At 64.2% G+C, this 21,997-nt stretch carries 15 protein-coding genes; 4 read left to right on the top strand and 11 right to left on the bottom strand.

The annotated features are described in order from the left end of the window. The first annotated feature begins 31 nt into the window (after positions 1-31). On the top strand, positions 32-1,639 hold the full coding sequence (locus tag L9O85_RS00915) for a peptide chain release factor 3 (protein WP_276756390.1): 1,608 nt from the start codon (positions 32-34) through the stop codon (positions 1,637-1,639). A gap of 54 nt (positions 1,640-1,693) precedes the next feature. Here L9O85_RS00915 and L9O85_RS00910 read toward each other — a convergent pair whose 3' ends face one another. From L9O85_RS00910 to L9O85_RS00890, 5 genes are all read right to left on the bottom strand, one after another. Beyond that, the gene (locus tag L9O85_RS00910; RefSeq protein WP_108980058.1) at positions 1,694-3,553 is read right to left on the bottom strand and encodes an ABC transporter permease; all 1,860 of its coding nucleotides are present in this window, start codon (positions 3,551-3,553) and stop codon (positions 1,694-1,696) included. Next, positions 3,543-4,310 (bottom strand): ABC transporter ATP-binding protein, encoded by a 768-nt coding sequence (locus L9O85_RS00905; RefSeq protein ID WP_050622988.1) that lies wholly within the window; start codon positions 4,308-4,310, stop codon positions 3,543-3,545. The genes L9O85_RS00910 and L9O85_RS00905 overlap by 11 nt, the downstream gene beginning before the upstream one ends. Positions 4,311-4,522: 212 nt before the next feature. After that, on the bottom strand, positions 4,523-6,370 hold the full coding sequence (gene asnB, locus L9O85_RS00900; protein WP_301579220.1) for an asparagine synthase (glutamine-hydrolyzing): 1,848 nt from the start codon (positions 6,368-6,370) through the stop codon (positions 4,523-4,525). Between the two features lie 97 nt (positions 6,371-6,467). Further along, positions 6,468-6,743 carry a hypothetical protein gene (locus tag L9O85_RS00895; RefSeq protein WP_050622990.1) on the bottom strand — a complete coding sequence of 92 codons (276 nt, stop codon included), beginning with the start codon at positions 6,741-6,743 and terminating at the stop codon, positions 6,468-6,470. A gap of 327 nt (positions 6,744-7,070) precedes the next feature. Next, entirely contained in the window at positions 7,071-9,404 is a 2,334-nt protein-coding gene (locus L9O85_RS00890; RefSeq protein WP_276756384.1) for a SpoIIE family protein phosphatase, read from the bottom strand. Positions 9,405-9,649: 245 nt separating this feature from the next. Here L9O85_RS00890 and L9O85_RS00885 point away from each other — a divergent pair, with 245 nt between their 5' ends. Both L9O85_RS00885 and L9O85_RS00880 read left to right on the top strand, forming a co-directional pair. Further along, positions 9,650-10,096, top strand: coding sequence for a GNAT family N-acetyltransferase (locus L9O85_RS00885; protein ID WP_050622992.1), 447 nt, complete (start codon positions 9,650-9,652; stop codon positions 10,094-10,096). A gap of 133 nt (positions 10,097-10,229) precedes the next feature. Next, the gene (locus L9O85_RS00880) at positions 10,230-10,988 is read left to right on the top strand and encodes a M23 family metallopeptidase (protein ID WP_108980063.1); all 759 of its coding nucleotides are present in this window, start codon (positions 10,230-10,232) and stop codon (positions 10,986-10,988) included. Positions 10,989-11,097: 109 nt separating this feature from the next. Here the strand turns inward: L9O85_RS00880 and L9O85_RS00875 are convergent, their stop codons facing one another. The 4 genes from L9O85_RS00875 to L9O85_RS00860 all read right to left on the bottom strand — a co-directional run bounded on the left by L9O85_RS00875 (position 11,098) and on the right by L9O85_RS00860 (position 18,788). Further along, on the bottom strand, positions 11,098-12,162 hold the full coding sequence (locus L9O85_RS00875) for a flavodoxin family protein (protein ID WP_301579216.1): 1,065 nt from the start codon (positions 12,160-12,162) through the stop codon (positions 11,098-11,100). Positions 12,163-12,207: 45 nt separating this feature from the next. Further along, entirely contained in the window at positions 12,208-12,612 is a 405-nt protein-coding gene (locus tag L9O85_RS00870) for a hypothetical protein (protein ID WP_256181785.1), read from the bottom strand. An 83-nt stretch (positions 12,613-12,695) separates the two neighbouring features. Then, on the bottom strand, positions 12,696-13,934 hold the full coding sequence (locus tag L9O85_RS00865) for a lactate dehydrogenase (protein ID WP_108980066.1): 1,239 nt from the start codon (positions 13,932-13,934) through the stop codon (positions 12,696-12,698). Between the two features lie 54 nt (positions 13,935-13,988). Then, complete coding sequence (locus L9O85_RS00860) at positions 13,989-18,788, bottom strand: nicotinate-nicotinamide nucleotide adenylyltransferase (protein WP_301579212.1); 4,800 nt, start codon at positions 18,786-18,788, stop codon at positions 13,989-13,991. A gap of 244 nt (positions 18,789-19,032) precedes the next feature. Between L9O85_RS00860 and L9O85_RS00855 the strand changes: the two genes are divergently transcribed. Next, a complete protein-coding gene (locus tag L9O85_RS00855) occupies positions 19,033-19,689 on the top strand; it encodes a flavodoxin family protein (RefSeq protein WP_108980068.1) in 657 nt (218 codons plus the stop codon). Positions 19,690-19,777: 88 nt separating this feature from the next. Here L9O85_RS00855 and L9O85_RS00850 read toward each other — a convergent pair whose 3' ends face one another. Continuing rightward, the gene (locus tag L9O85_RS00850; protein ID WP_256181789.1) at positions 19,778-21,466 is read right to left on the bottom strand and encodes a DAK2 domain-containing protein; all 1,689 of its coding nucleotides are present in this window, start codon (positions 21,464-21,466) and stop codon (positions 19,778-19,780) included. 27 nt (positions 21,467-21,493) lie between these two features. After that, positions 21,494-21,841 (bottom strand): Asp23/Gls24 family envelope stress response protein, encoded by a 348-nt coding sequence (locus L9O85_RS00845; protein ID WP_050623000.1) that lies wholly within the window; start codon positions 21,839-21,841, stop codon positions 21,494-21,496. Positions 21,842-21,997: the final 156 nt, after the last annotated feature.

Raw genomic sequence — 21,997 nt, 5'->3', positions numbered from 1 at the left:
CCCCCATCCCACTGACTCAGGAGTGAAGCTCATGTCTCAATATGAATCTGAAATCAAGCGCAGAAGGACCTTTGCCATCATCTCCCATCCCGATGCGGGCAAGACCACACTGACGGAGAAGTTCCTGCTCTACGGCGGGGCCATCGCCCAGGCCGGCCAGGTGAAGGGCAAGAAGAACACCCGGGCGGCCACCTCCGACTGGATGGAGATCGAGAAGCAGCGCGGCATCTCGGTGACCTCCTCGGTGATGCAGTTCCAGTATGAAGGCTTCTGCATCAACATCCTGGACACCCCGGGACACCAGGACTTTTCTGAGGACACCTACCGCACCCTGATGGCCGCCGACTCCGCCGTCATGGTCATCGACGCGGCCAAGGGCGTGGAGGCCCAGACCCGGAAGCTGTTCAGGGTGTGCGCCATGCGGGACATCCCCATCTTCACCTTCATCAATAAGATGGACCGGGAGGCCCGGGACCCCTTTGAGCTGTGCGAGGAGCTGGAAAAGGAGCTGGGCATCGACACCTACGCCATGAACTGGCCCATCGGCTGCGGCAAGGAGTTCCAGGGCGTCTACGACCGCCAGAACCGCCAGATCATCCATTTCACCTCCAACACCAACGCCAGGGCCGCCACTGCCACCCAGATCGAGCTGGACGACCCGGCTCTGGCCGGGCTCATCGGCCAGGCCAAAAAGGACCAGCTCACCGACGAGATCGAGCTGCTGGACGGGGCCTCCTGCGACTTCGACATGGACCGGGTGCGCCACGGGAAGCTGTCTCCGGTGTTCTTCGGCTCCGCCCTCACCAACTTCGGCGTGGAGCCCTTTCTGGAGGAATTTCTCCGCATGACCACGCCTCCCCTGCCCCGGAAGGCGGGAGAGGATATCATCGACTCCTTTGATGACGATTTCTCCGCCTTTGTCTTCAAGATCCAGGCCAACATGAACAAGGCCCACCGGGACCGCATCGCCTTTATGCGGGTGGTGTCCGGCCGTTTTGATGCGGATAAGGAGGTCTACCACCTCCAGGGCGGGAAGAAGATCCGTCTTTCCCGCCCCCAGCAGCTGATGGCGGCAGAACGGGAGATCATCGAGGAGGCCTACGCCGGGGACATCATCGGCGTGTTCGACCCGGGCATCTTCTCCATCGGGGACACCCTGTGCGCCCCAGGGAAAAAGTTCCAGTTCGACCCCATCCCCACCTTCGCCCCGGAGCACTTTGAGCGTATCCGCTCGGTGGACACCATGAAGCGCAAGCAGTTTCTCAAGGGGGTGGAGCAGATCGCCCAGGAGGGCGCCATTCAGATCTTCAAGACCCCCTACACCGGCATGGAGGAGGTCATCGTAGGCGTGGTGGGCACCCTTCAGTTCGACGTGCTGGAGTACCGCCTGCGCAGCGAGTACAACGTGGAGCTGTACAAGGAGGGCCTGCCCTTCGAGTACCTGCGCTGGATCGTGAAGGAGGACGAGGACACCCCCCCGCTGAAGGAGGAGGACCTGCTGCTCCCCAACGACGCCAAGCTGGTGGAGGACTACAAGGGCAATCAGCTGCTGCTGTTCGCCTCCCAGTGGTCCATCCAGTGGGTCCAGGACCGGAACAAGGGCCTTCAGCTGGCAGAGTTCGGCGGCGCAAAATTTTAAAAACATCAAATCAGCGGCTCCGTGGAAGCTCTCTTCCGCGGAGCCGCTGTTCTTTCATTCAAGCTTGGTCCAGCTCTGCCGGGCCATCCGACGGCAGGCCAGGGCTGTGGCCAGGAAGTAGCCTCCGTAGACCAGGATCAGCACAGCGGCTGTGGCCAGGCTGCTCCCCACCGAGTCCACCTCGCCCGCCGTGGCAATGATGTCGTTGGCCGCCTTCATCCCCACCATGGAGTGGATCAGGGCCAGCCCCAGGGGCATCAGGAAGGCCAGAGCCACCTGCTGGGAGGCCGAGCGGGCGATGAGGCCGTCGTCCGCCCCCAGCCGGCGGAGCATGGCGTACCGCTTCTGGTTGTCCGCCGCCTGGCTCAGCTGCTGGAGGGCCAGCACCGCGGCCGCCGCCAGCAGGAAGGTGAAGCCCAGATACAGCCCCAGAAACAGGGCCAGGATCTTGGAGCCCATGATGCTCTGATAGGCGTCCAGGCGGCTGGAGAAGTGGAGGGCGTAGTCCAGGTCCAGGGGGCGGATCAGCTGGATCAACTCGGCCTCCGTCCGCTCCTCGTCCCCTCCGGCGTAGTCCACAAACCACACCTGCCGCCGCACCTCCAGCTGTCCAGCCAGCTCGTCTGGGACCACTGCGTAGCTCAGGGACAGCCCGCCGGTGACCGCCCGGCGCTCTGGGTCGTCAGGCACCATGGGCACCTCCTCATGACAGCTCCCCCGCCCGCCGTGGGCCAGCAGGGCGTTATAGTCGGAGAGCCGGATAGCCGCCGACACCTCCTCCACCCCGGTGACCGCTGGGTCATTGTAGTAAAACAGTACGTCCAGCTGCTCTCCCAGACGGTCCAGGTCAAAGCCGCCCTCCGCCAGCACGGCCGGGAAGTCCACAAGGCCCGCGCTGTCGGCGGACTGATTCTGTACCGTCAGATCAAAGGGAGCCTCTTCATCGGCCGCCGCCTCCAAGGTGGAGTTGAGTCCGATGGAGCTGGCGGTGATGCCGACGGCCAGCAGCAGCAGGATGCAGATGACCGTCATGGACAGGTAGGTGGAGTGGACCCTGCTCAGCCACTGGCGCAGGGTGAATAGGTTCAGCCCCCGGAAGTAGAGCCCGGGCCGGCTCTGGACCAGCTTCACCACAAAGCCGGACAGGGACTTAAAGATCAGCAGAGTGCCCAGGGTGCCCAGGAACAGCATGGCCGCACAGATGGGCAGGACCGCCACAGCGATGGCCATGCCAAAGGTCAGCAGGATGGCATAGGCGGCCGCCAGGCAGACCGCCCCCAGCACGAACTGGACCACCGCCAGCCCCAGGGGCCTCTCCCGCAGCTCCTCATTTTTCCGCTCCCCCTGCATTAGGTCGATGAGCCGGGCCCGGGACACCTGGATGCCGCTGAACACCATCACGAGCAGAAAGATCAGGCCGAAATAGCCCACTGTGCGCACCGCTGCCCGAGGGGAGAAGGCCAGGGCGAAGGCGTCTACCCGGATGGAGAACATGGACAGAGTGAGGGCAGACAGGCCCTGGGAGGCCGCTAGGCCCAACAGCAGCCCCGCCGCCAGAGAGATCAGGCCGATGACCAGCGTCTCCAGCACCAGCAGTCCTGACACCTGCCGCTGGCTCAGGCCCAGCAGCAGATAGGTCCCCAGCTCCCGCTTGCGTCGGCGGATGAGGAACGTGTTGGCATACAGGATCAAACAGGCCAGCACCACCGCCACAAAGACGGAGAAAATATCCAGAATGGTCTGGATCAGCTGGGCCATGGGGTTTTGGCTCTGAGCCAGATAGACCATTACCCCCTGCCCGTCGATGGAATTAAAGGTATAAAACAGACACACGCCAAAGGTGAGGGTGAGCAGATACACCCCGTAGTCCCGAAAGGAGCGGCGGACGTTCCGCAGGGCCAGCTTAGAGAACATCTTCCATCTCTCCTCCCAGTTGGGACACTACCCGGATGATCTGGGCGAAGAACGCCCGCCGGTCCATCCCGCCCCGGCTCAGTTCCAGGAAGATCTGCCCGTCCCGCAGGAAGATCACCCGGTGGCAGCAGCTGGCGGTGAAGGCGTCGTGGGTCACCATCAGAATGGTGGTCTGCCGGATCTGGTTCAGCTCCTCCAGCCGCTCCAGCAGCATCCGGGCGGATCTGGAGTCCAGCGCGCCGGTGGGCTCGTCGGCCAGCACCAGGGCGGGTCGGGTGACTATGGCCCGGGCCGCAGCGCAGCGCTGCTGCTGCCCGCCGGACATCTGGTAGGGGTATTTGTCCAGACAGTCCTGGATGCCCAGCAGCCGGGCGTTCTCCTCCACCTGTTCCCGGATCTCTCCCGCCGGCGTCCTGACGATGGACAGGGCCAGGGCGATATTCTCAAAGGCCGTCAGGGTGTCCAGCAGGTTGCAGTCCTGAAAGATAAAGCCCAGCCGTTCCCGGCGGAAGCGGGCCAGTTCCTTTCCCCTCAGGTCGGACAATTCCTTCCCATCTACCAAGATGGAGCCGGAGGTGGGCCGGTCGATGGTGGAGACACAGTTGAGCAGAGTGGTCTTGCCCGAGCCGGAGGCCCCCATGATGCCCACATATTCTCCGCCTCTCAGGGAAAAGCTGACCCCGTTCAGGGCCGTCGTAGCGGCCCCCCGCTTTCCATAGACCTTTTTTAGGTCTGTGACCTTCAAGATTTCTTCCATATTCATGCGCTCCTTGCCGCAGGCGGCTCCGCCGCCCCAAAATGGTTTATTGAAACTGTATGAATGATACCATACAGTTGCTTCAAATGCTCTAAAGGAGCTCTTAGGGTTTTCTTAAGAAATCATAAAGCCAGGGACAAAAAAGCGCGCCCCGGATGGGGCGCGCCAGAAAGCAGGAGGAACAAACAGGAGAAACGCACTGTCACCGCAGGTCAGACAGTCAACTGGTATCGGGACATCCATTCGTTGATCTGAATGAGGTAGGCCAGCATCTGGGGCCCGGCCATCAGCTGCCCGAACCAGGGCTTTCCATAGTCCCCTGCGTCGGACAACAGCCCTGCGCGCAGGGCTTTCTCGTCCACCAGGCTGTGGATGGGGGCGTCCCGGTCGTCCAGGATGGTGAGCAGCCTGGCCCGGACCAGCTGCTCATACAGGGGGTCGTGGGTCTTGGGGTAGGGGCTCTTGGGCCGGCGGAGCAGCTCCTCCGGGAGCAGGCCTTCGGCCGCGTCCCTCAGCACCTGCTTGCGCTGCCCGTTCATAGCCTTCATTGCCCAGGGGATGTTCCACACATACTCCACCAGATGGTGGTCACAGAAGGGGACCCGCACCTCCAGCCCGGCGGCCATACTCATGCGGTCCTTCCGGTCCAGCAGGGTGGACATGAACCAGTTCAGGGACAGCCAGCCGACCTCCCGGCGGCGGCGTTCCCACAGGGCCTCCCCCGGCAGGTCCGGCATCTCCGCCAGGGACTGCTGGTAGCGGGCCTGGACATAGTCCTCCACCTGGAGGCTCTCCCACAGCTCTGGCTTCACCACCGCCCTTCGGAACTCCAGGTCTGGACACCAGGGGAAGGTGTCCGCCTCCAGCAGCTCCGACCGCTCAAACCAGGGGTAGCCGCCAAACACCTCGTCAGCGCACTCCCCGGAGAGGGCCACCGTGTGCCGCTCCGCCACCTTCCGGCAGAAATACAGCAGGGAGGAGTCCACATCCGCCATCCCCGGCAGGTCCTTGGCCTCCACGGCCTCAGGGAGCAGCTGGAGCAGGGAGGGGATGTCGCACCGCAGCACCCGGTGTCGGGTACCCAGTGCCCGGACCGCCTTCTTTACCCAGGGAGCGTCGGCGTCCGGCTGGAAAGCGGACGCCTTGAAATGCTTCCGGTTGCCCACATAGTCAAAGGAGTAGGTCTCCAGGGGCTCCCGCCCCTGCTCCTGATAGGCCCGGGCGGCCACCGCGGTAATGATGGAGGAGTCCAGCCCGCCAGACAGGAAGGTGCACAGGGGCACGTCGCTGACCAGCTGCCGCCGGATCGCTCCCTCCAGGAGATGGCGCACCTTCTCCACCGTCTCCTCGTAGCCGTCCTCGTGGGGGCGGCTCTCCAGTGCCCAGTACCGACGGATCTGGAGGCCCTCCGGGCCGGCCGTCAGCTGACAGCCCCCCTTCAGTTCCCGGACCCCCTCGAATACACCTGCCCCCGCTGTACGGGCGGGGCCGATGCCCAGCACCTCGCACAGCCCCTGCCGGCCCAGCCGTGGCTCTAGGCCCGGATATTGGAACAGTGCCTTCAGCTCGGATGCAAACACCAGTGCCCCGTCCTTCCAGGCATAGAAGAATGGCTTGACGCCGAACCGGTCCCTGCAGCACATCAGCCGCCTCCGCCCCCCATCCCAGAAAGCAAAGGCGAAGATGCCCTCCAGCCGTTGGGCCGCCCCATCCCCCCAGGCGATGCAGGCGTTGAGCAGCACCTCGGTGTCCGACTCCGTCTCAAAGGAGAAGCCCAGCTTCCGAAGCTCCCGGCGCAGCTCATCGGTGTTATAGAGCTCGCCGTTGTAGATCAACACATATTCCACGCCGTCCCGCACCCGGGCCATAGGCTGCTGCCCCCGCTCCGGGTCGATGACCGCCAGGCGTCGGTGGACCAGGACGCAGTCCGCTCCCTGCCAGAGTCCCTTTCCATCCGGCCCCCGGTGGGCAAGGGTCTCCCCCATCCGCTCTCCCGCTTCCCGCCAGACCGGGCCCGCGTTGTCCCGGGTAAAATCACAAAATCCGCAGATACCGCACATAAGTAAGCTCCTTTATCAGCCTTGGACCGGGAGCCCGGGCAGACGGGTCCGCCGCCGCCCGGTCCACATCCCATTGTATGCATGCGCCTCAGGTCTGTTACAGCAGAAACAGACCCAGCCCCCAGGCCAGCGAGGCCAGGACCGCCCCCGCAGCTCCCCAGGCCGGTCCGGGAAGCTGCCTGCCCCGGGCGTTCCATGCCCGGCTGCGGCGGAGATAGCCGTCCGCCGCCTGTCTGGCCTCCCGGATGACCTGGTCCGCGCTGACCCCCTCTCTGGCCAATGCCTCTTCTTTCACGATGAAAATGGCCTCCTCGAAGAGCTTGGGGTCCGGGGATTTCACCAGGATGACCTGGCGTGTGATGCCTTTGACCATGAGATACCTCCTCCGTTTCCGGGGCCCCTGCCGTGAGCCCCCTGTGTACACAGTTATTCTTGCCCAATTTTACCGGGTATATTCCGGCCCGGCCCGCCGTACACTGGATCTTGCCAAGAGATCTGAAGGAGGGGCGGAGATGGACGATGAATCCAAGGAGCAGCTGCTGTCCCTGGCGCTGGTATGTGCGGTCAATCTGGCCGTGATCCTTCTCATCCCGGTGCTCCAGGGGCGGCTTTGATCCCGTAGGAAAATGCCCCTGGCGGCCGCATCCATACGGCCGCCAGGGGCATTTGCTGCCAGGCAAAGGGTCCGCGCACTTGACCTCTACGTTCTCCGCGCGATCCGCACCACCAAGGCGGTGCGGTCATCGGTGGCTCCCTCCGGGCTGTCGGTGATCAGACTCCGGGCCAGCTCCTTGGGGCTCTCCCCATCGAATTTAGCCAGCCGCTCCCGGACCCAGGCGTCGTCCCCAGTTCCGGCGATGCCGTCGCTGACCATAAGGACGCAGTCCCCCGCCTCCAGCCGCAGCCGGGTATGGTCGGGCACCGCGTGCTCCGAAGGGGCCAGCCCAGCGGGCAGGGAGCTGCCTGCGATCCGCCGCACCGAGCTCCCTCTCCGCACATAGGTGGGGGCAGCTCCCAGCTTGTACACCGCCCCCTCCCCTGTGAACAGGTCCACCTGGAGCAGGTCCACTGTGGTGAACCCCCCCTCCTCCTCTCCCCGAAGGGCCAGGGCAGAATTCAGTGTGGCCAGGGCGTGGCCCGTCTCCACCCCCGCCATCAGGAACTGCTCCAGCAGGCGGACAGCCAGGGAGCTCTCCCGGCCCGCCCCGGGCCCGCTCCCCATGCCGTCGCACAGCAGCACATAGAGGGTGCCGTCCTCCCGCTTGAAGTAGGTCCCGGCGTCCCCGCTCACCGTCTCCCCGTCCTTCTTCCGGGCTGCCACGCCCGCTACCGCCATCAGCGGCTCCAGCTGGATCAGAGTCAGGCTCTCCTCCCCCGCCTCCGCCCGGGTAGGCACACCCAGCAGATCCGATAGGGCGGCCAACTCCTCCGGTGTGTCCAGAGTCTGGCATCCCTCCCCCTTCAGCTCCGCCCGCAGACGGCCGTACTCGTCCCGGTACACCGCCGTCTCCATCTCCAGTCCCAGCAGAGCCAGGTGCCGCCTCAGCTTCTGATTGCCTGCCGGGTCCGGGATCAGCTCCCGGCTCAGCTCTGCCGCCGCCGTCCCCAGAAGGGCGGACAGCTCCCCATACTGCCGGCACACCGCCGCCCGGCTCTCCCGGATGCGGCTGTTGTACTGCCGGCGGTAGAGCAGGGCGGTGAGCTCCTGGTTCACCGCCTCCACAAAGGCGGGGAAGTGGAGGCAGCGGTCGGCGAAGTAGCGGGGGTAGTCGCTGGCCACTCCCCGCCCCCGCTCCAGCATGGGGGCCGTGGCGTCGTTGAGAGCGTTGAAGGTGGTCACATAGTCCCGCTCCCAGCAGCTGGACCGGAGGGAGCAGGTCCGGCACACCCGACAGGCCGCCCGGTCAAAGACCGCCGCCACATCGTTGTCGTTCTCCGGCACCCGGAAGGAGCCCCGCAGGGACTCGTACAAGGTACGGAAGGCGGCGGCGGTGGCCTCCAGCTTTTTCTGCACATAGCCCTGGGCCCTGCCATCCGGGGGCGCCGTCGGGGCTGGGGCCAGCAGGCCTCCCAAGCGCTTCCACTGGCGCTCCGGCACCATGAAAAAAGCCACCGAACCCAGAAACACCTCATACAGGATGGCCAGGGTCAGCCCCCGGTCCCAGGTCCACAGGACGGCGGCCCCGTCCGCCGCCGCGAAGGCCGCCGCCGCCCACACCCGTTTCTTGCCCCGGAAGGCCCCTGCTGCCAGAGCGGCCAGCCCCCAGGCCATGGCGTAGAGTGGGACGCCCGAGCCCGCCAGATCCATGGACAAGCCGATGGTCACCCCAAGTACGGCTCCTGCCGCCAGTCCGCCCTGCCAGGCCCCCGCCAGCACCAGACAGGCTCCCAGCGTCCGGCCGAAGGAGACATCCTTCCATAGATACAGGTTGGAGAGGGAGATCAAGGTGGTACACACCAGGACCAGGGCCCCGGTCCGCCGGGCTGCGGAGCATACCCCCTCCCCGCTCCCCCGCCGTATAGGCAGCAGCAGCACCCGGTAGCACCAGGCCGCGGCCACCGTCAGGGCGATCTCACTAAGGAAGTAGATCACGTCCACTGTTCGCCAGCCCCCCTGGGACAGGTAGATGAAGCCGGTGCAGCCGTTCATCAGGCCTGCCACCCCGGGCATGGTCCAGGGCCTCTGGAAGAGCTTCATGTCGTAAAAGGCAAAGCCCACCGCGAAGGTCAGGATGGCAGCGGACAGATAGCGCAGCGCATCAGAGAAGCCCAGCAGGGTCAGATAGCCGAATCCCGCCCCCAGCAGGGCCGCCCCGCCGCACAGTCCGGTGCCTGATGCCCCCACCATGGCCACGCCGAAGGGGGCGAAGCCGCCGAACACCTCCGCCCCTGCCAGCACCGCCGCCAGCATTAGATGGATGCCCACCTCTGCCGTCCGCAGCACCGCCGGGCCGCTCAGCCCTGTCCGCCCCAGCCGGGCCGTCTGCCCCCGCAGCCTCGTCAGCCGCATTTTCAGATCCTCTCTGGCCGCCATCTCGTCTCCTCCTATGTAGCTTCCGGCTTGTCCGGAACGTTGTGCCCCACATTATAATCCATTATTTGGAAAAACATGGTCGGAATCAGGAGACGATTTCCTCCGGCGGCCTTTTTCCCTCCGGTTGCTTTTTGCCAGGCAATATGATATTATAACAATAGACCTATTGGGTGAGCACCTACCATCAGTCAGGCTGTTTCAGTCTGGCTTTTTTTATGGAAACAGAGAAAAGGAGGTCAACAGAAATGATGTTAAAAGTATTGGGGATGGCGCATGAGCAGGCCGTCAAAGGACTGATCCGGGATGCCTTTTCGGCGGAACCCTGGTGTGACCGCTGGGAGGATGAGGATGTGTTTCATTCCTATATTCTGGACGTGATGGGCAATCAGAATTCTTTGGCCCTGGGACTTTTTTCGGAAGATGTCCTGATTGGGATCTCTCTGGGCCGTCTGCGGCACTGGTACAATGGCATTGAATACTGCATTGACGACCTGTGCATTGCCTCAGAACATCAGGGACAAGGGTTCGGGTCCCTGTGGATCCAGCTGATCCGAAATTATGCCTGTCAGCACGGCTTTCGGAACATCTCGCTCCAGACCAAAAGAAACGCGCCCGCTTACCACTTTTATCAAAAAACCGGCTTTGAAGAGCAGGAGGACCGGGTCTGCTTTTCTCTGGATTGCCTTCCATGATCTGAGGGCAGTCCCCCGCCGTGCTCATCGCGCGGTCGATTTTTGCTCAGAGGGCAGAAGTTCCATAAAATTTTTTCTCTGGAATGTATAACCATCCCCGGGCCTGTCCACAATAGGCTTCGGAGGTGGTTCCATGAAACGAACCGTATTTCAGAAACTGGGCGACTTCGTACTGGGAAAGGGCTTCTACATAGTCCTTTTCCTCTGTGTCGCCACCATTGGAATTTCGGGCTATTACCTTGTTCGCACCGTCAGCAGCACCCCCGGAGAGGCGGAACCGGTCACCGGCAGCCCCACCGTGGTCCTTCCCGACAGCAGCCAGAATGCGGCTCCCCCCCATACCACTCCCTCTGTCACCACACCCACCACGCCTACTGTGACCGAGCCAGAGGACAGCGGGAGCCAGGAGGCTTCCCTCCCCCAGACCGTGGAGGAGGAGCCGGCCGAGACGGTCCAGCCGGTGGAGGAGGACCCTGTTCCTGCTGTCTTCACCTGGCCGGTAAAGGGGGAGATCCTCTCCGGCTTCAGCCTGGAGGTGCTGGCCTATGATGAGACCATGGGCGACTGGCGCACCCACAGCGGCGTGGACATCGCCGCCAGCGTGGGCACCAACGTGCTGGCCATCAGCGCGGGCACGGTCCAGGGAGTCTACGATGACGACCTGATGGGCACCTGCGTGGTAGTGGACCACGGGGACGGCCTGACCAGCACCTACTGCAACCTCAGCGCCAAGCCAACTGTTTCGGAGGGCGACACCGTCAGCACCGGCACCGTGCTGGGCGTGGTGGGTGAGACCGCCATCGCCGAGAGCAGCCGCCCCTCCCATCTCCATCTGGAGATGGCCCAGGACGGCAAGGCGGTGGACCCTGTGAGCTACCTGCCCCAGCGCTGAAGGATCAAAAGAGCTCCACGCCCTTGATGGGTGTGGAGCCCTTTGCTGTCTGCGGAATAATCTTCTCCCCCGCCCCGCCATGCCTTTCACCGAGGGAGAAGGGCCCTCTTCAAGCCCGCCGGGCCAGGACTTCCAGCATATGGTCCGCGAACCGGTCCAACCGATCCCGGACTCCGGGCAGCCCCATGGCCTCCCCTGGGTCATTGGCTGTCTCCAGCAGGGCAAAGCGTCCTGGCACATAGAAGGACTTGTTCATGTTCATGGCCGAGATCAGCTGCCGGGCCACCAAGTCGCTGCCCGAATAGCCAGAGACCACCAGGGCGAACAGGGCCTTGTCATAGAAGCGGGTCTGGCGGAACAGGGCGGTGAGGCGGTTGATGAAGGCAGTGAGATTGGCGGAGAGTGCGTCGTTGTAGTTGGGGCACAGCATGACCACCCCGTCGGCCCGGCGCACCGCGGGATAGACCTCCCGGGACATGACTCCGCCATAGAAGCACTCCCCCTTCTCCCCGAAGTGGATACACATGGTGTAGGGACAGCCGGAGCAGTCGTCCAGTGTCCCGTTGCGCAGGCCGATCTCCTGGACACTGCACACCTCCCCCAGCCGCTCCCGCACCCCTGCCCACAGGGCCATGGTGTTGGATGTGTGGTGGCTGGAGGCGTGGAGGACCAGCAGCTCAGGCCGCTCCTTTTGGGGGAAAGTGAAGGTGTCCAGACGCTGGACCAGCTCCTGTGCCGCCGCCAGATAGGCCCCCATCAGGTCGGTGCCCAGGTTTTTGGCCTGGACGCGGAAGTTGGCCAGGGAGCCCGTCCCCTCCACCAGCGGCCGCCCGATGAGGGCGCATCCCGCCATATCTGCGGCCAGGGCCAGCTCTCCGGCGGTGGATTTGGTGTACAGCTCTCCGGGGCCATCCACGATCAGCGCGGCGGTGCATCCCTCCAGCAGGTCCGGCTCCCGCCGCAGCCGGGAGAGCATGCGGTAATACTCCAAATTCTGTCCCGCCCCGTCCAGGGCCAGGGCAAACAGGACCCGGTCTCCCGGCCTCAGGTCCAGCTCCTCCGCGGTGCGGATGGTCCTCCCCTCCCGGTCCGCCAGGGCGTGGGAGAGGATACCGGACAGGCGGACGTCCGCCTCCGGCCGGCCCGGGTATGGATGGATCAAAATGATGGACATGAGATCACCTTCTTCAAAAGTTGATGTGCGGAGAGACCGGAAAGTTCAGTCTTTTCCCAGGGGTGGCCGCCGACCGTCCACAAAGGACAGGGACCCCAGGGCGGTGATCACCGCAGCGACAGAGAGGTGGAGCGCCACATTGGGGGGCGTAAAGTTGCAGGTATTGGACACCTCACCAAACTCCATCAAAAACCGGCAGGCCAGCCCCAAAAGCGTCATACCGAGGGCAAGGGCAGCTGATCTCCACACCTTGTTCCGGCTATACAGCACACCCAGGAGCTGTCCGATTTCAAAGTAACCGATACAGAGCATTAGCATAAAATACCAGCTGCCAAGCTGCCGCCCTGTGGTGAAATTATAGATGGGGAAGCCAGAACAGCCGAAAAGCACCAGAAATGTACAGAGACCGATAAGCCAGCGGATGCGGTGGGCCAAAATTTTTTCTCTCATGGGACACCCCCTTTGTCATGCAGGGCAAGTTATTCCATTCGGATGCAGGGGCACAACAAATCGCGTCCTTACCGGTTTTCCCTCTATAATACCGACTTTAAATGCTCCGCCGCCTCCCGGATATGGCCGAACAGGGGGTCCGGGATACGGGGCAGCAGCTCGGTCTCCACCCCGGCAGGGGTATAGCGGTTCTTGACCCCCATAAAGACCCCGTCCAGGAAGACGGAGCCGCAGTGCCACGCCCCCCGCAGGGTAAGCAGGATGGACAGGGCTCCGGAGGACAGCGCAGGGGCTACATAGGGCTTAAAGCCGATCTCCCGCATGACCAGATTGGCGGTGACCGTCCTGTGGGTCAGCTCCCGGGAGACCTCCTCGTCGTAGTGGTCGATGGAGTTGGCGATGAACAGTCCCGTGCCGTGGGGGCCGAAAGAGCGCCCCTCCGTCAGGAAGGAGGCCAGCCTGGGGTCCCGCTTTGCAAAGTAGGCCGCCCGGGCGTTCATCACCCCCAGGCCGAAGCCCTGGATCTGCTCTGGCCGCAGGCCCTTTCCATCCCATACGCCGTTCTCGTCCCGGTTGCTCTCCAGATAGGCGGTCTTGGCCAGGGGGTCCACCGGGTCGGACACCGCGCACCACAGCCCCTGGAAGTCGGCCGCCCGTGCCATGCGGGCGTACTGCTTCACAATGGCGGCGTTGTTTTCGAACTGGGCCATGCGCACGTCCTTCACCTGGGAGCCCACCGGCGGGATGCCCCGGGAGGCCACAAAGACGAACACATCGCAGTCAAACAGCTTTTCCAGGGAAATGACCTCCACTTCCGGAAATGCCCCGTAGTCCCAGGGCAGGCTGATCTGCCCCATCTCGAACTCCCACCGGGCGGTGATCTGGTCGGAGAGATCGCAGATGCCGATGGATGAGATCACATCCCCGCCCAGCAGCTTCAGCCCGGTGAGCAGAGTGGAGCCCACGTCCCCGATGGCCAGGATATTGACCCGCTTTTTCTCCGTCCCGGCCCTCTGGGACAACACCTGCTCCCACCCCGCCCGGCCGGTATTGACGGCGGTGAGCAGCCCCTCCTCCAGGGCGGCGGACAGGGGCGCGTCCAGGGGAAAGTCCGGCAGGCGGGAGGCGTCCAGCACCTCCAGGCCGTGGGGGGCCCTCAGCTGGCCCGGACAGTTCACCTTGAAGGAGCCCCGGCCCAGCACCGGGTCCCCCTCCACCAGATAGCAGATCGGAGTCCCCGGGGCGGGCTCCGCCTTGAGATAGGGGAGGTCCCTCCGCTCAGAGGCCAGGAGCTTTCCAGCCTTTTCATAATAATAGAACATAATATTACACCTCGTAATGGTTTCCCGCAGATCATTTCCAGCAGTCGGCGGAGGTCAGCCCCGGGGGTGGGTCCTCAGCAGCTGCTCCAGGTCGTTCTCCAGATAGACCGACGCGGCCAAGTTGGGGTCATAACCCAGGCAGGTGCCCTTGTCGGGACACAGGGGCAGGATGACCGCCTCAGCCAGCCGGCCCAGAGTCAGATTCCGGCCGTAGAGTGCCCGGTACTCCCGCTCCAGGGTGCCGATCACATCCCGGGCGGACTCCAGGCAGCAGCGGGAGAGTTGGAAGACGGCCTCCTCCCCGCACTCTTTGGCGAAGGGAGGGACGGCATAGGGCAGGATGTGGTTGATTCCCGGCAGCAGGCCGGGGACTGGGGGCCGGGAGCGGCGCACTGTGTTGCCCCCGATGAAGGGGTACAGGGTGGCCTCCACGAACCACTGCCGCAGAGAGGGCAGGAAGTACACGCTGTCTACCGGCCGCTTCTGCTGACTCATCAGGTCCCGGCCGTAGCCGGAGAGGATGCCCACCAGGACAAGCTGGATGTCCACCCCCTCCTGGCGCAGGACGGGGTCCAGGGCCTTGATGCGCACCCCGGGGTGCATCAGGTCATCCACCAGGATGACGGGCCGGTCAAAGGATTTGATGGTGCGCACCTGGCAGGGGATGGAGGCGTAGTTGGGAAATGCCTCGATGGTGCTCTCGCTGAGATCAGGGGAGTACACCCGGTCGGTGTGGATAGTCTTGGTGACCGTGTTGGGCACAGTCTTGCCCCGGAGCAGCTTACCGAAGGGGACGCACATATATTTCCCCAGCTTCCGTGGGGTGGTGGGCTCCTGGGGCACCTGGTTGAACTGGGTGATCATCCGCAGCAGCCGGTGGTGGATCACGTCGGCAGACAGGGTGAGGACCAGGTTGCCTGGATACAGGCCGGTGAGGGCGGTCTGGAGCCGCTGGTGTCCCCGCCGGATGGCGGCGAGCACCCTGGGGTTGCGGCTCAGGGGCTCCTGAATGGTGGTCTCCAAATTCTGGAGCAGCACCACCGGGGCCCGCAGATCGGCCTCCAGCGGCCCCCCATCCCGGCGGATGAAGCCCTGCCGCCGGAAGAGCTCCTCTGTCTCCGGGGGGCACAGCCCCTCGTGGGGGTGGAAGACAGCGTAGACGCACTCCGCCTCCAGGGCGTGGGAGAGCACCTCGCTGACCAGCAGCTGGGCATAGTCCTTCTCCTGCTCCTCTTCGGCGGCCAGGCCGGTGATGAACAAAGTCTTACCTCCCGCCCGCAGGCGCACCTGGTCCGCCAGATCGGCGTTTTGAAACGCGGAGTAGAGGTCGGCTGTAGACAGATAGCGGAAGCTGAGCCAACCCAGCATGGGCTCCCCGCCCTCCCGACGGTGGCGCAGCACCAGCAGCTGGTCCCCGTCCCGGAGGATAGCGGTCCGCAGGCTCTCCCGCTCCCGGTGCCCAGCAGTGACATCGGCCACCAGCAGGGGGTCCGGCCGCTCCACCCACTGGAAGGACAGGTCCCGGGCGTTGAGCAGGGGCTTGTCCTGGGTGTCGCGGAGGTACAGGCCGTTCTGATAGATGAAGTCCTGGATCACCGGGTCGATGAAGGTGGAGATGTCCCGGTTCATGTCCACGTTCTCCCGGATACGGGTAGAGCTGATGTCCTCCAGGTGGGGGGGCAGCTGGAGCTGGATCACTTTTCCGGTGATGCCCAGCTCCTTTCCCTCCGGCAGGGGGGGCTGGCCCGCCCTGCGGAAGATGATGTGGTCCATGGAGTGGACCGACCAGTCTACAGGGGCGGCCTGATAGGCGCTGGCGTGGCCCACCACATCGCTGCCCACCACCAGATAGACCTCCTGGCCGGGGAAGAGCTCCCGCAGGCGGCGCAGGTCCCTGGGGTTGGACAGGTTCACCGGGATATCGTTGGGAAACAGGTGGATGTGGAAGTCCCCGGCGATGGACAGGTTGACGATCTGCCGGCGGATCATGTGGGGCTGGGGCTTTTTGGACCAGGAGAACTCGTCCACCGCCAGATACACCTCGAAGCCCATCTCCCGAATGGCGTGGGCGATGCCCTTGTGGGACAGGGTGAAGGGGTCAAAGGTGCCGGGGAAAAAGGCGATCTTCCGGGGCTGGGAGAAGGCGAAGGGCCCCTTGTCCAACCGCCGCAGGGCGATGAAGCGGTTGATGTGGGCCAGGGCGGAAGCCCGGTAGAAGAAGGTCAGCGGGTCCTGACGGGGGCCCGCCTGGATGAGGAAGAGGAGCTTGCGGTAGCACAGGGAGAACAGGCGGGACTTCTCCTCCATGGAGAGCACCGGGCTGTCGAAGAGCATGGTCCCGGTGACCAGAAGGGCCTCCTGCCGCACCTCCTCCCGGTAGTGGGCCAGCCCCTGGAGCAGCAGGCCCAGTAGCTCCTGGCGGCGGGCCTCATAGGCCCGCTCCGGCTCAGGGAAGCGCCCCCGGTAGGCGGGGTAGTGCTGGAGCAGCACCCCCACGGTATTCAGCGCCCCGGACACGGCGATGTTGGTGGGGGAGCCCAGCAGGTTCTTCAGCCACAGCACCTGCTCGTCCAGCTCGCTGGGGTGGAGGAGCAGGGCAGCCCGGCCCAGATACTCCGGGATATACTTGGAGATCTGGTACTGGCCCATCTCCAGGCCCTTGCCCAGCTCCACCACCACCTCGTTGCGCTGCTCCCGGCGCAGCAGGGGGATCAGGCGGACCAGGGCCTCGCCGGCGGCGTGGCGGACGCCCACCCGCTCGGACACCTTCACCAGGTTGGAGAAGTGGGTGGCGATGTGGAGCATGTGCTCCCGCAGGCCGTGCTCCACCTGGTCCTGGAGCAGCTCGATGCCCACCACCTTGATGATCCAGTGTGTGGCGCTCTTCAGGTTGTCCAGGAAGATCTCACTGGTCACGTCCTGCTCATACAGGGCCGCCTGATAGTCGGACACGTCCTCCCCCGCCCGCTGGAGGACCTTATACCGCAGGAAGAGCAGCGGCAGGCTCCCGCCGGCGGCAGACCGGGCGGCCGCCGCGATCTGAGCCATCTGGGGGTGATCCTGGGGCAGGGAGCGCTGGGCCTCCCGCAGGAACCGGAGGGCCGCCGCCTGGAGGCGCAGGTTGCCGGAGGCGGCGAACCAGGCCGCAAAGCGGATGAGGCGGCCCCGGGTCTCCTGGTCATATTGCTGGGCGGGCAGATAGCGGATGGCGTCCAGCAGGGTGAAGGCGGTATCCTCGTCCTTCTCCTCCGGCCGGTCATAGTAGCGCAGCAGCGCCCCGATGAAGCGGGGCATGGTCTCGCTCCGGCCGTACTCCAGCAGGGCGTCCACCACCAGCTTCAGGGTATAGCCGATCTGGCCCCGCTGCTGGGGGGTGGTCTTGTGGTCGGGGTAGATGAGCTTGTCCAGATACTCCTCCCACAGGGTGAAGGGCACCTCCTCCGCCGGGTCAGTGCGGGCGTCGGCAGGCACCTCCTTGCGGTAGACCAGGTGGAATTTGGCGATGATCTTTCCGATGAGGCTGGCTGCCTGGCGCCGGATATCCCCCTCCCGGTGGATCAGCAGCTCATAGAGGAAGGCCAGGGCCTGGGTCTTCTGCCGCACGGACAGATAGGTGCAGTACTCGTCGAACACATCCAGATAGGCCCGCAGCTGCTGCCAGCTCTTGGCCGAGCGGGCGGCCTCGATGATGTTGCCGAACTTCCGCTCGCTGCTCAGCTGGTGCATCAGCTTCAGGTTGTGCTCTACCGACAGCAGGATCAGGCTGTCCACCGTCTCGTCCGGGGGCATCAGGGCCGGGTCCTTGGGGGGCTTCCGCGCCCCCGGCTGCCCGGTCAGGTCTACGTCCACCCCCAGAGAGCGCATGTAGTCCTCGAAGTCGTGGAGCTTGCCGTAGACGAACTCATACCGGCGGCGCTTTGCCTGGTCCACATTCTCCAGCTTCCTCAGGATGATGTGGAAGGACTCCTCCAGGGGATAGAGGATGGTGGTCTCCCGCCCCTGCTCATCCCGTCCCTGCTTGCTGCGGAAGTCGGCGTAGATCAGACACAGGGACTCCATGGAGAGGGTGTCCAGCTCCAGGTCCCAGGTGGAGTGGTTGGCAGCGATGTGGCTGACGGCGGGCATCCCCCGCCCCAGCAGCCACTGGTCGGTGTAGTAGTAGTGGAGGAGCGGGACACGCTCCCCGGGCCGGCAGCCGAACTTGCCCAGGTCGTGGGCGGCGGCGGCGGCGGACACCAGCGCCAGGTCTACGTTCTCCCCCGCCTCCCGGATGCCCCGGGCCACGGTCATGGCGATGTAATGCACCCCCGCGATGTGCCCCAGGGTGCGGAAGGGGGTGGTCTCCTCGCTCAGCCGCATCATCTCATAGACGTACTCCTCCCGGAAGGCGGCCAGGAAGCGGCGGTACTCCTCCCCGCACTCATATTCCCCCATTTCCTCTGAGGAGAGGAACTGGAAGTCCTTCAGGGGGTCGAAGGGCACCGCCCTCCGCTCCCGGTCCAGCATCACCTGGAGGACGGTGAGGAAAAACAGGGCCCCCGCCTCATACTCCTCCCGATCAGGGGCGAAGCCTTGACCGGGGTACATCCGCTCCCGGGCGTACTGGGTGCAGAAGGCCAGCCACCCCTCCTCCGGCCGGGGGGCAAGCCGGGGCAGTACACAGGAGCACAGCTCCAGCACATGGGCGCACTCCAGCCGCCCCCGGATGGGCAGCATCTGCTCCAGCCCCTCCGTCCATCCCGGCACCTTCAGCAGGGCCAGCGCCGCCTTCCGGCTGGGGGCAAAGGGCAGCTTCCGCGCCAGCAGCGCGTCGGCGATCTCCCCGTTGATCTCTCGGATCAGCTTCTCATGCATAGGCTCCGCCTCTCTTCTCCTCCGAGGCCGGCCTGTCCGCGCTCAGGGCCGCCTCCGGGTTATTTTTTTATTGTATCACGCGGAGCACGCCCGGTAAAGAATCTTTCGCCTGGGAGACTCCCATTTTTTCCCGCTTTTGCCCGATCTCTCCCGTGTTTTCGATTCTCATTGCAAATCCTGGCCCGGCGCGGTACAATGGGAGCATATGGGAAAGGGCTCAAGATACCCAAAGGAGGAGATACGTGTGAAAGTCCTGCTCATCAACGGTAGCCCCCACAAAGAGGGCTGCACCTACACCGCCCTGTCCGAGGTGGCGGCTCAGCTCCAGAAGCATGAGATCGAGACCGAGATCTTCTGGATCGGCAATCAGCCCATCCGAGGGTGTATCGACTGCAGATCCTGCTGGGGCAAGGGCCGCTGTGTTTTCGACGATGACAGCGTCAATCAGTGCATCCAGAAGATCATCCAGGCCGACGGCCTGGTGGTGGGCTCCCCAGTCTATTTCGGCGGCATCGCGGGGGGGCTGAAGTGCCTGCTGGACCGGGTGTTCTACGACGCCAAGCGGCTGTTCTTCTACAAACCTGCCGCCGCCGTGGTCACCTGCCGCCGTGGCGGGGCCGGCAACACCTTTGACCAGCTCAACAAGTACTTCACCATCTCCTCCATGCCGGTGGTGTCCTCCCAGTATTGGAACGGCGTCCATGGGGACCGGCCGGAGGAGGTCCGGGCGGATCTGGAGGGGATGCAGACCCTGCGCCTGGTGGGGGACAATATGGCCTGGCTGCTTCGCTCCATGACCGCCGCCCGCGAGGCCGGCGTGGTCCCCTATGAGCGGGAGGTCCGTGTGAAGACCAACTTCTACAAGCCGGAGGCCGACCCCAATGTCCAGGGGGAGGGCTGAGCTCCTCATCCCCTCTTCTTTTACATCCTGCATGGAATATCTAAAAAACATCGGGAGCAGCCTAAGGCTGCTCCCGATGTTTTTGCACTTATTCGGCGGAGATCATGTAATAATACACAGGCTGTCCGCCGGGCAGCAGGTTGATCTCGGCGGAGGGACACGCCTCCGTGAAGATATCCGCGGCCTTTTGGGCCTGCTCCTCCGTCACATCCTCGCCATAGAAGATGGTGATGAAGCCGGCATCTTGGTGCTCCGGGGCCTGGGCCAGCCGGGTGAGCAGGGTGTCCAGGTCCTGATCCGTACCGAACAGCTGGTGCTCCTCCAGGGCCAGATAGTCCCCCTGTTTGATGGTGAAACCGCCAAAGTCGGAGTCCCGGGCGGCATAGGTGACCTCCGCGGTGTGGACATTCTGAAGCGCCTCAGTCATGGCCTGGGTGTTGTCCTCCTCCTGGGCATCCAAGTCCACCGCCAGCATGGCGGAGATGCCCTGGGGCACCGTTTTGCTGGGCAGGACCACCACCCTCTTGTCCTCGCACAGCCGCACGCACTGCTCCGCGGCCATGATGATGTTCTTGTTATTGGGCAGCACATAGACGATCTCTGCGGGAGTCTTATCCACCTCCCGCAGGATGTCCTCGGTGGAGGGGTTCATGGTCTGTCCGCCGGAGATGACTCCGTCCACCCCCAGGTCACGGAACACAGCCTCCAGCCCCTGTCCGGCACAGACGGCTACAAAGCCATACTTCTTCTCCGGGGCGGCCTTCACCGGCGCCCCGCCGTCGGCGCCGGCCTCCAGTTCGGCCTCCACCGCCTCCAGGTCGTCGGTGCTCTGCACGTGCTTGCCCGCCGCCAGGTCATCGGCCTGGGTGCGCATGTTCTCGATCTTGGCCAGCTCCAGGGTGCCGTACTTCTGGGACTCGGTAAGGGCGGCGCCGGGGGTGTTGGTATGGACGTGGACCTTGAAGGCCGTGTCGTCCTCTCCGATGACCAGGCTGTCCCCGATGCTGTTCAGATAGGTGCGGAAGGGCTCCAGATCCACCTCCTCAGTGTGCTTGCGCACGATGAATACGGTGTCAAAGGCGAAGGTGATGTCCTCGGCGGCCATGGCCACGAAGTCGGCCTTGTCCGCCGGGGCGGACTCCTCCTCCACCTGAGGCATGGGCTCTCCCCGCAGGCTGTCCAGCATCCCCTGGAGGATCACCAGGAAGCCCTTGCCCCCCGCGTCCACCACGCCGGCCTTCTTCAGCACCGGGTTCTGGTTGATGGTGTCGGCCAGGGCTTCCTGCCCCTCCCGAATGGCGGCCTCCAGCACGGACTCCGCCGCGTTCTCCTCCCGGGCGGCGGCGGCGGCCTGAGCGGCAGCCAGGCGGGACACGGTGAGGATGGTGCCCTCCGCGGGCTTCATCACCGCTTTATAGGCGGCGGCCACGCCGAAGTCCAGGGCGATGGCCAGATCCCGGCCGTCGATGGTCTCCCGGTCCTTGAGGGACTTTGCAATGCCGCGGAACAGCAGGGAGAGGATGACGCCGGAGTTCCCCCGGGCCCCCCGAAGCAGGGCGCTGGCCGCTGTCTGGGCCGCTTCTCCCACGGTGGCACACTGCTTTTTCTTCAGCTCCGCGGCGGCAGCGCTGATGGTCAGGCTCATATTGGTCCCGGTATCCCCGTCGGGGACTGGGAATACGTTCAGGTCGTTGATGTGCTGCTTCTGGGCACTGATGGCGGCGGCGGCATGGATGACCATCTGCTGAAAGGCCGCTGCGTCAATGGTCTGTGTCATATCGGCGATGTTCCTTTCTACAAATGGTTAAAACCGCATGGAGTCCACAAAGACGTCCACGGATCTCACTTCCACGCCGGTGGTCTTGCTCACCACATAGCGCACCTCGCTCATGATGGAGCGGCAGACGGCGACCAGATTGACGCCGTTTTCCACGATGATGTGCAGCTCGATGGAGACGGTCCCGTCCTCGTTGTAATATACTTTGACTCCCTTGGCCATGGATTCCCGCTTGAGCAGATGGACCAGGCCGTCGGTCTTGGAGCGGACCGCCATGCCCTTCACGCCATAGCAGTTGGTGGCGGCGCTGCCGGTAATGGCAGTAAACACATCGCTGCTGATGCGGATCTCGCCCAGATCGTTTTCCAGTTTCATGGTTGCATCCTTCCTTTCACCAGGGCGGCCGGGGCCGCGGCGGACGGCGGGCCCTGAGGCGGGCTCTCCCGCGGCGCGCCCTCTGGATGGGCTTTCATACTGATACTGGTCATATTTTATTCTATTTCCCGTAAAAATACAAGTACAAGATGGGTC

The organism is Lawsonibacter asaccharolyticus (assembly GCF_022453915.1).
In the GTDB taxonomy this organism is placed as follows: domain Bacteria; phylum Bacillota; class Clostridia; order Oscillospirales; family Oscillospiraceae; genus Lawsonibacter; species Lawsonibacter asaccharolyticus.
The sequence above is the reverse complement of the archived record's forward strand: the minus strand, read 5'-3'. Positions and strand labels throughout refer to the sequence as shown.

What these genes read in the sequence shown, in the direction of transcription:
- L9O85_RS00915 (WP_276756390.1), top strand. Translation starts at nt 32, where the DNA reads ATGTCTCAATATGAATCTGAAATCAAGCGCAGAAGGACCTTTGCCATC.
- L9O85_RS00910 (WP_108980058.1), bottom strand. Translation starts at nt 3,553, where the DNA reads ATGTTCTCTAAGCTGGCCCTGCGGAACGTCCGCCGCTCCTTTCGGGAC.
- L9O85_RS00870 (WP_256181785.1), bottom strand. Translation starts at nt 12,612, where the DNA reads ATGAGAGAAAAAATTTTGGCCCACCGCATCCGCTGGCTTATCGGTCTC.
- L9O85_RS00860 (WP_301579212.1), bottom strand. Translation starts at nt 18,788, where the DNA reads ATGCATGAGAAGCTGATCCGAGAGATCAACGGGGAGATCGCCGACGCG.
- asnB (WP_301579220.1), bottom strand. Translation starts at nt 6,370, where the DNA reads ATGTGCGGTATCTGCGGATTTTGTGATTTTACCCGGGACAACGCGGGC.
- L9O85_RS00905 (WP_050622988.1), bottom strand. Translation starts at nt 4,310, where the DNA reads ATGGAAGAAATCTTGAAGGTCACAGACCTAAAAAAGGTCTATGGAAAG.
- L9O85_RS00875 (WP_301579216.1), bottom strand. Translation starts at nt 12,162, where the DNA reads ATGTCCATCATTTTGATCCATCCATACCCGGGCCGGCCGGAGGCGGAC.
- L9O85_RS00895 (WP_050622990.1), bottom strand. Translation starts at nt 6,743, where the DNA reads ATGGTCAAAGGCATCACACGCCAGGTCATCCTGGTGAAATCCCCGGAC.
- L9O85_RS00850 (WP_256181789.1), bottom strand. Translation starts at nt 21,466, where the DNA reads ATGACACAGACCATTGACGCAGCGGCCTTTCAGCAGATGGTCATCCAT.
- L9O85_RS00890 (WP_276756384.1), bottom strand. Translation starts at nt 9,404, where the DNA reads ATGGCGGCCAGAGAGGATCTGAAAATGCGGCTGACGAGGCTGCGGGGG.
- L9O85_RS00865 (WP_108980066.1), bottom strand. Translation starts at nt 13,934, where the DNA reads ATGTTCTATTATTATGAAAAGGCTGGAAAGCTCCTGGCCTCTGAGCGG.
- L9O85_RS00885 (WP_050622992.1), top strand. Translation starts at nt 9,650, where the DNA reads ATGATGTTAAAAGTATTGGGGATGGCGCATGAGCAGGCCGTCAAAGGA.
- L9O85_RS00845 (WP_050623000.1), bottom strand. Translation starts at nt 21,841, where the DNA reads ATGAAACTGGAAAACGATCTGGGCGAGATCCGCATCAGCAGCGATGTG.
- L9O85_RS00880 (WP_108980063.1), top strand. Translation starts at nt 10,230, where the DNA reads ATGAAACGAACCGTATTTCAGAAACTGGGCGACTTCGTACTGGGAAAG.